This window comes from Intrasporangium sp. (assembly GCF_030452765.1).
Taxonomy (GTDB): domain Bacteria; phylum Actinomycetota; class Actinomycetes; order Actinomycetales; family Dermatophilaceae; genus Intrasporangium_A.
In genome coordinates this window covers 1-7759 of the sequence record NZ_JAKDLO010000197.1, presented here as the reverse complement: position 1 = coordinate 7759, position 7759 = coordinate 1, and the positions used below count along the sequence as shown (strand labels likewise).

Genomic DNA, 7759 nt, shown 5'->3' with positions numbered 1-7759 from the left:
CCCAGAAGTCGAGGTTGTGCGCGAGGAGTTTGATCGGGTCATCCTTGGAGAAGGCAGCGAGCCCTGATCCGGAGTTCAGGTGGGGCCAGACCATCCAAGCCCAGGCCCGGCTGAGTCGTGTCTCGAAGTCGACGGGGAGGTAGCGGTCGACGTCGACGTCGACGTCGACGTCGCCGATGCCGTACGGCCACATGCCGGCGCGGAAGAGAGGCAGACCGAAGCGCTCCAGGGTCCTTGCCGGCAGCAAATAGAGCAGAGGCGCGTACTCGTGGTAGCGCGAGATGGTCCTCGGGACGAAGCTGACGTTGAGATCTCCCAGGTCAGCGATCCGGGCCATCTGCTCGGGCAGCTCGTCCTCGTCGAAGTAGCGTCGCCGGAACTGGGCGGACTCCCACACTAGGTTCCACTTGTGGATCGCGAGGGCTTCCTTGATGTGGTCGTCGTCGTCCCGAATGTCGATCGCGACGTACTCGACAGGCGAGGGCTCCACCGCTCGAGCGATGCCCTGCATTGTGAACCCGGCCGAGATGTTGCTCAGGCGAGGGTGGAAGTCGGGGTCGACCTCGTCCGGACGCATGAACAGGCTCTCGCGTCGAAAGGCGTCGACCTCGGCCTGGGTCATCGGGCGCTCGTCGTCCTCGGGCAGTTCCATTGAGTCCATCATCGTGCTCATACCTAGGTCACGGCAGAACGTCGGCGAATCGTTCCGCACGCGCTCTCTAGATGTTGTCGCTGCCGGTTTGGCGGGTGGGGCTTTCCCGCACACGCGCCTCCGGGCTGTCAGACTCTTGCGATGGTCGATGCGGGACGGAACGACCCGGAGGTCGCGTATTACTACCCGGCGCCCTACTGGCGTTATGACGAGGTTGACCAGGTCAAGGCCTTGCTGCTCTTCTTCGATGAGATCGCCATCCTGCGTCCGCGATACATGTCCGGCATCGAGCAGCTGAGCGATCCGGTCCTGGCCGGTCCGTTGGCCGACCTGGGCATCTTGCGCGTACTCGAACCGGAAACCTTCGTGGATCAGCAGATGACCGAGGATCTGGCGACCGCGATGGTGTCCCTCTTGACCGAGGGAACGTTCGATCAGCTGGACCGCGGATCCCACTTTCAGGAGCTGTCCCAGAGCCGGGTCGGCTGGGGCGCAGACGTGGGCTTGGCTTCCATGCTGACTGACGAGTTGATCGAGAGGGGTCTTGCCCGATCGAGCGAAGACGGGCTCTCGATCCCCATGCACCCCGAGGTGCGGACGACGATCTTGGTCCTCCTCGCTCAACTCGCCCGCGCAGCCGGACGTCGCCAAGGTCTGAACCTGCACCCCACGACGTCGCAGGTACAGCCGGCCGAGTCGCTGGTCAAGACCCTGTTGCTCAGCCAGATGCCATCAGCGGGACACCTGGTTGCTCTCGACCTGGAGGCTGTCACTCTCGACCTCACCATGGTCCCGCTTGACGAGTTGCTGGATTTCCGGGCAAGACATGCTGCGGAGTACCGGGCCTACGCGCGCGAGCTACATGACGTTCTAACGCAGCTTGGTCCGTTGGATGAGGTCGATCGTCAAGTCCTCCTGGCGGATCGGCGCGAGGAACTCGCAGAGCGGGCCTTCGGGCTCCGTCGAACCTCACGCCAACTCCAACGCCCAAGCGTTGCCGGTGTCGCCAGCGTCTCTGTCGGCCTGGCTGGAGCAGCATGGGAGCTGGCCGCGAACCATGACCCGGTGAGCGCAGCCCTCTACCTGGTTGCTGGCCTGCCCAGCCTGATCCCCTCGCGGACGGTTGACGCCTACAGCTACGTGATCAGGGCGGGTCGCAGCTTCGCGTGATCGCCTGGCACCCGGCCAACGTCTCCGTTGTGAAATCTTCGCTGCTGCTGCTGCATCTCGACAACAGCAGCAGCAGCAAGTGTCGAGATGCAGCGAATCCTGCATGAGGCTGACCACGGAAGATTGCACGGGTAGCGTCTGGCGCTGCGGTCACGAAAGGTAGAGCGCGTGCCCCGCTGATCCGTGCCGTATGACGTCCCTGTCCCGGTGACGAGCACCGGACGGGGCTACCGGGACGCGCTGTCTTGACTGAGCTCCTGAGGCTCGTCGTCCCCGCACGAGTCGCCGTTTGTGGTTCCCTGACCGGAACTGCTGCGCGGCGATGCGCCCATCCCAGATTGACGCATCAGGTTGACCGGATCTGGCGCAATCCTTGGCCTCACCGTGACAGGTGAAGGTCGGTGTTGCCGAGGTACCGGCGACGACCGACCCGTCGTTTAGACACGACCGCAGACGAAGGTGAAGAACCGACGGGTATCGCCGCGAACTGGATACGCTTGAGTTCCGAATGCGCATTGTCGAACCAAACCAAGGGCACCCACTGTGACTACGAACCCGGCCGGGGCCAGCCTGGCAGGGCAGTTGTGGTCCGACGAGCCCGCCGAGGTCGATCTCCTCGCCGCGAGGGCCATCGCCGAAACTGTCGCGGACGCCATCCTCGACGATGTCCTCGACCCGCTCTCCCTTGGCCTCTCCGGGCCGTGGGGCAGCGGCAAGACGACCGTCTTGGAGCTCATCGGCGCGGACCTCGAGGAGCGCAGTAACGACGAGAGCAAGGTCCTCGTCGTCCGCACCGACCCATGGCGGTACGACCCGTCCGTCGGTGCGAAAGAAAGCATCATCGCCGACATCCTCGACGGTCTCGCTGCGGAGCTGAAAAGGCGGCCGGAGACCGCTACGAGCAAGGCGGCCGCTCTGGTGAAGCGGCTGGCCAAGCGTGTCGACTGGGCCAAGGCCCTCAAGCTCGCAGCCACGACCGCGGTCGCATTGCAGATCCCGAGCGTCGAGCAGGTCACCGGGCTCATCAAGGATCCGGACAGTGGTGAGGAGGCGGGCGAGCCCCGCGGGCTGGCCGGCTTCCACGCGGAGTTCAAGCAGTTGATGTCGTCCGAGGAGCTCGCGCACGTCTGCCGGGTCGCGGTCCTCGTCGACGACCTCGATCGATGCCTGTCTCGGACGGTCGTGGAGACCCTGGAAGCTATGCGGCTTTTCCTCAGCGTGCCCCGGATGGCGTTCATCATCGCCGCGGACGAGGACCGGGTCGCAGACGCCATCAAGGCCGAGCTGCCCGAGTGGGAGATGCCTAAGGAGAGGCCTGGGACTCTCGACGCGCTGCCGCCAGAACCGCCGTGGAAGCTGTACCTGCACAAGATCGTGCAGACCACGGTCCCGCTGCCGGCGCTCGGCGCGTTCGACACCGAGTCGTACCTGCTGCTCCTCCAGGTGCAGAACCGGACAACGAATCCTTTCAGCAAGGACCAACTGCAGGCGCTCATCGCCGAGTGCGGCCGACTGCGCACGAGCGGCGCCCTGGACGGTCTGAACTCGCCGGACAACATCGACGTGCAGCACGAACTCGCGTTCGCCCATCGCCTGACCGCAATCCTGTATGAGAAGTTCGCCGGCAACCCCCGGCGCATCAAGCGGTTCCTCAACGATATGAACGTGCGCCGAATTATCGCAGCACGCCGCGGCATCGTGCTCGACGCGGACGTCGTCGCGAAGATGATGGTGCTCGAGGTCCTCCTTCCCGAGCAGTTCACCGAGGTGCTGTCGTGGCTGCGGACCGGTGAGCTCCGCGACCGCCTCAGCGCGCTGGAGCAGGTCGCCCAGAATGCGAACGGTGACGGCACCAGTAACGGTGGCGGGGCTGGCCGGGCCAAGGCCACCGAGGGTGCCGCCATGTCCACCAAGGCCACTGCGAGCAACATCATCGAAGCCAAGGGGCAGGACCCGGAGACTCCAGCTGGAGCGGATGCAAAGAAGCGCACGCCGTCTGTAGCCGCGAAGAAGTCTTCCAAGGCCACGACGAAGACGGCCGTGTCGTCTGACCAGGCCGACGAGGAGAAGGCTGGGGAGGGCGACGGCACGGCGCCAACGCCGAGCGTGGTGCCCGACTTCGGCGACGACCTCATCCGGTGGGCCAAGCTCGAACCACCGCTCGCCGACATCGGCCTAAGTCCGTATCTCCACCTCGCGGCGTCCTTCAGCGGCGATCTGCTGGTCAGCGAGGAACTCCCGCAGCGCCTGCGCGACCTCGTCCACCAGCTCAACGTCACCGGGCCCCTCGGGAAGCAGACAGCCGAGGAGAAGGCAGCACGACTGCCGGTCGAGGACGCACGTATCCTCATCCGTTTCTTCGCCCGCAGAGCCCGTGACCGCGCCCAAGAGCAGCGCGGCGCCGTCACCGCCATCGGCCGCCTCGCCACCGCACACGCCACCCTGTCCACCCCGGCGCTCGAGGCGTTCCGCCGCCTCCCTGCCGAAGATCTCCAAGTACCGACCGCGATGTATCTAAAGGCACTTGACCTCGACGGCATCGACGACGTCACCGCCGACCTGGCCACCCGAGCCACCGGCGCGGTCAAAAACGCCTTGACCACTAAGAGCTTGATGGGCAGGAACCGCTGATGGGCAGCAAGGACTCGTTCGCCGGCGGCGGCGGCCCCATCGGAGACGACTTGCGCGACGGCATCGACGACTGGCTCGCGAGCCTGCCCGGAAGCCCGGGAGACGATGCCCCCGCACACAGCGGAGACACCAAAAAGGACAGCCCGCAGCGGCCCACCCTGCCCGGGACCGGTCCGATGCCGCTCTCGCCCAAGGCCAAGCGCGTCGCGAAGACCGCGCTTCTGTTCCGCACTGCCAGCGGAACCGGCTCCTCTGCCCGCAAAGGCACCTCAGCCCAGTTCCCAAGGTCTGCCGCCACCAGCGCCCGCACTGCCGGTCGTGGCGCAGCTGCTGCGTATGCGTACCGGACTGGTGATGCGGAAACGCTGAAAGAACTCGGCCTCGACTACGACGCCCTCCTGGCCAACCCGAACGTGTTCGATGTCGTCCACCAGATCGTCGGAGCCATCTGCGAAGAGCTCCCCGACCAGATCGAGTCCGACGAGCAACGCTTCGTCGTCGCCGAGGTCGCCGAGTGGGTCGTCACCACGAACACCGGTGGCCCGGACCCCACGCCCGCAGAAATAGCCCAGGAAACCCTCGCCATCGTCCTCACGTGGGCCTACCTGACCACCACCGCCGGCGAACTCAACACCAAGGACCTCGCTGGCCCCGAACGCGTCGCGTTTGAAATCGAAGTGCGCGCCGCCTGCGAGGAGCTCTCCGCACAAGTGAACCTCAACCCGACCAACCCGACCGCGAACGAGTTCGTCACCGCGGTCGAGAGCGGCCTGGAGCACCTGCAGGCCGTGTACGGGAGCGACAATGAGTGAGTTCACCCTCAAGTTCAAGGTCCCCAGCGGCCTCACCAACGCTGATGCCGGCAGCACGTTTTACTGGCCACTCGAAGGCCGCGGATCATTCGCCACCTCCCTTACGCCGCGCCTTAACACCCTCGGCCCGGTCGGCACGCTCAACGCTGACTTCGCGCGTATCGCCGTCATGGTCTACGCCGCCGACCGGTCCGTCCTGCGCGCCGTCGGTAGCGTCAACTGGACCTCCCGCGCGCTCGCTCTCACCATCCCCGTCTCCGACCCCGACGCCTGGAACAGCATCCGCGATCGCCTGACCGAAGCACTCCGGTTCCTCTCCGGTGACAACTGGGACCTCACCTTCACCAAGGCCCGCCTGCCCAAGGAGACCACCGCCAAGAACAAGCACCCGGACGCCAAGCGAGTCGTCCTCCTCTCCGGCGGCGCGGACTCCGCAGCCGGCGCGTTTCGTGCCCGCCTCGACGACGCGGAACACATCCTCTTCTCCCACTACGGGGGGAACGGCATCGGGAAGAAGCAGCGCGGCGTCGTCACCGAGATCCGGGCCCTCGTCCCAGACGGCGCCGAACATCACCACATCCAGATCGGGTTCCGCCGGCGCCGCACCCAGCCGAACGACATGCGGATGAAGGACGAGTACTCCACTCGCACCCGATCTCTGCTGTTCCTCGCCCTCGGCCTCGCCGTCGCCTCCATCAACGAAGTCCCGCTGTGGATACCGGAGAACGGTTTCGCGTCCCTGAACCCCGCAATGGGCGCCGACCAGCTTGGCAGCGTCTCCACGAAGACCACCCACCCCTGGTTCCTCACCGAGCTCGACCAGATGCTCACCAGCATCAACGCCCAAGGCGCCATCGAGAACCCATTCATGCACCAGACCAAGGGCGAGATGTTCGCTTGGGTGGCGAATCAGGTCGGGAAGCAGAAGGCAGCCGGGTTCCTCAGCGTCACCGACTCCTGCGGCTTCACCAACAAGCGGTTCTGGCACATCCCCAAGGACCACCACTGCGGCACTTGCTTCGGCTGCCTCATGCGTCGGGCATCGTTCACCGCCGCGAAGTTGACCGACCACAGCACTTACGCCGTCGACAACCCGCCCAACCCGCGCGCAGCAGAGGTTTTGAACTCCGCGTCCCTGCTGCCCAGCATCCGCGGGTTCGTCGCACGCGGCATCCGAGTCGCTGACGTCGCCGCCATGCGCCTGCCCGCTGGGTACACCCCGGGCATGGCACGCGACCTGTGCGAACGAGGAACGGCCGAGTTGAGTGTCCTGACGTGACCGCCAACTGGCCCCCGCTAGACATGCACGCCCACGTCGACCCAGCCATCCGGCCAGATGACCTCCTCGCGCTCCGCGCCGTCATCTTTGCCGCTAGCCGCACCCTCGAAGAGTCTGGCACCGCACTCGACCGGCAGAACCAGGACCCACTCGCGGTCTGGGGTGTCGGCGTTCACCCTGGCGTCAAGGCAGCACTCGAGACCTACGACCCAGCCCGGTTCACTGACCTCATCGCGCGCACCGCCTACGTCGGCGAAGTCGGCCTCGACGGCCGCGTCCAGTCCAGGCTCCAGAATCAGACCGACGTCCTCATCTCCGTTCTAGCCATTCTCCAGCAGCAGCCGCGCATCACTTCGCTGCACAGTTACAACACCACCCGCCAACTCATCGAGGCCCTCGAGCAGACCCCCATCCAGGGCGCGGTGCTCCACTGGTGGCTCGGTGACCGCAGCCTCACGGAACGCGCAGTCGCGCTCGGCGCGCACTTCTCGGTGAACGCGGCGAACCTCAAGAACACCACCGCACTCGACCTCATCCCGCTCGACCGACTCCTCACCGAGACCGACCACCCCGATGGGAACCGATGGTCAACTCAGCCACGCCAGCCGGGCAATGTCACCAAGGTTGAGAAGGCCCTCGGAGACCGGCACGGCCTCACCGGGGCGGCGTTCCGTGCGAAGTGTTGGAAAAACCTTCAAGCGCTCGCCTCTACTACCGGAACGACCACGCTCCTTCCGGAGCGCGTCCAGCGCGTCCTCGCGGAGGCATGACCCAAACCACCGCGGCTCTGACGCGCGTCGACCGGCGCAGCGTTCACACCCTCCAGCGATCTGCACGGCCGCGTCATTTCGCCGCCAATGCCCGTCAACAACCCATCGCTGACTGATCTGAACGTTCCCGTTGGGCCATCTCCAAATGGGGCGCGCCTCGCGCGCGCGTCGCGGCGTAACCGTTGCCTGCTCGGGCAGCGGGCAAGGGCACAGGCAGGTAGCTCGGGAGCAGCAGCTGACGGGAGCCATGGACGACCCCGAGTGGCGCGATCGCTACCACCGAAGGCTTGGTGCATAACGTATCGAGTCGGATGCACCGAAATCCATAACACCGGGTTTATGACACATACGAACCGCGTTTGTGACATCTTTGCTGCATCTCGACAACAGCAAGAAGACGTTTCGCAGCAAGCGCGAGGGAGACCCAGAACCCGGTCTCGCCAGA

The 7759-nt window shown here is 65.6% G+C and carries 6 protein-coding genes; 5 read left to right on the top strand and 1 reads right to left on the bottom strand.

The window, feature by feature from the left end; genetic code table 11:
• The coding region (locus L0H79_RS18915) for a hypothetical protein (protein ID WP_301486195.1) at positions 1-652 on the bottom strand (652 nt) is incomplete at its 3' end.
• Positions 653-793: 141 nt separating this feature from the next.
• Between L0H79_RS18915 and L0H79_RS18910 the strand changes: the two genes are divergently transcribed.
• The 5 genes from L0H79_RS18910 to L0H79_RS18890 all read left to right on the top strand — a co-directional run bounded on the left by L0H79_RS18910 (position 794) and on the right by L0H79_RS18890 (position 7314).
• The gene (locus tag L0H79_RS18910; RefSeq protein WP_301486194.1) at positions 794-1822 is read left to right on the top strand and encodes a hypothetical protein; all 1029 of its coding nucleotides are present in this window, start codon (positions 794-796) and stop codon (positions 1820-1822) included.
• Between the two features lie 543 nt (positions 1823-2365).
• Complete coding sequence (locus L0H79_RS18905) at positions 2366-4453, top strand: P-loop NTPase fold protein (RefSeq protein ID WP_301486193.1); 2088 nt, start codon at positions 2366-2368, stop codon at positions 4451-4453.
• Entirely contained in the window at positions 4453-5265 is an 813-nt protein-coding gene (locus L0H79_RS18900; RefSeq protein ID WP_301486192.1) for a hypothetical protein, read from the top strand. The genes L0H79_RS18905 and L0H79_RS18900 overlap by 1 nt, the downstream gene beginning before the upstream one ends.
• Positions 5258-6544 carry a hypothetical protein gene (locus L0H79_RS18895; RefSeq protein ID WP_301486191.1) on the top strand — a complete coding sequence of 429 codons (1287 nt, stop codon included), beginning with the start codon at positions 5258-5260 and terminating at the stop codon, positions 6542-6544. Before L0H79_RS18900 ends, L0H79_RS18895 begins: the two co-directional genes overlap by 8 nt.
• A complete protein-coding gene (locus tag L0H79_RS18890) occupies positions 6541-7314 on the top strand; it encodes a TatD family hydrolase (protein WP_301486190.1) in 774 nt (257 codons plus the stop codon). Before L0H79_RS18895 ends, L0H79_RS18890 begins: the two co-directional genes overlap by 4 nt.
• The last annotated feature ends 445 nt before the right edge of the window (positions 7315-7759 follow it).

Coding starts and splice junctions, on each gene's coding strand:
- L0H79_RS18910 (WP_301486194.1), top strand. CDS start 794: ATGGTCGATGCGGGACGGAACGACCCGGAGGTCGCGTATTACTACCCG.
- L0H79_RS18900 (WP_301486192.1), top strand. CDS start 4,453: ATGGGCAGCAAGGACTCGTTCGCCGGCGGCGGCGGCCCCATCGGAGAC.
- L0H79_RS18895 (WP_301486191.1), top strand. CDS start 5,258: ATGAGTGAGTTCACCCTCAAGTTCAAGGTCCCCAGCGGCCTCACCAAC.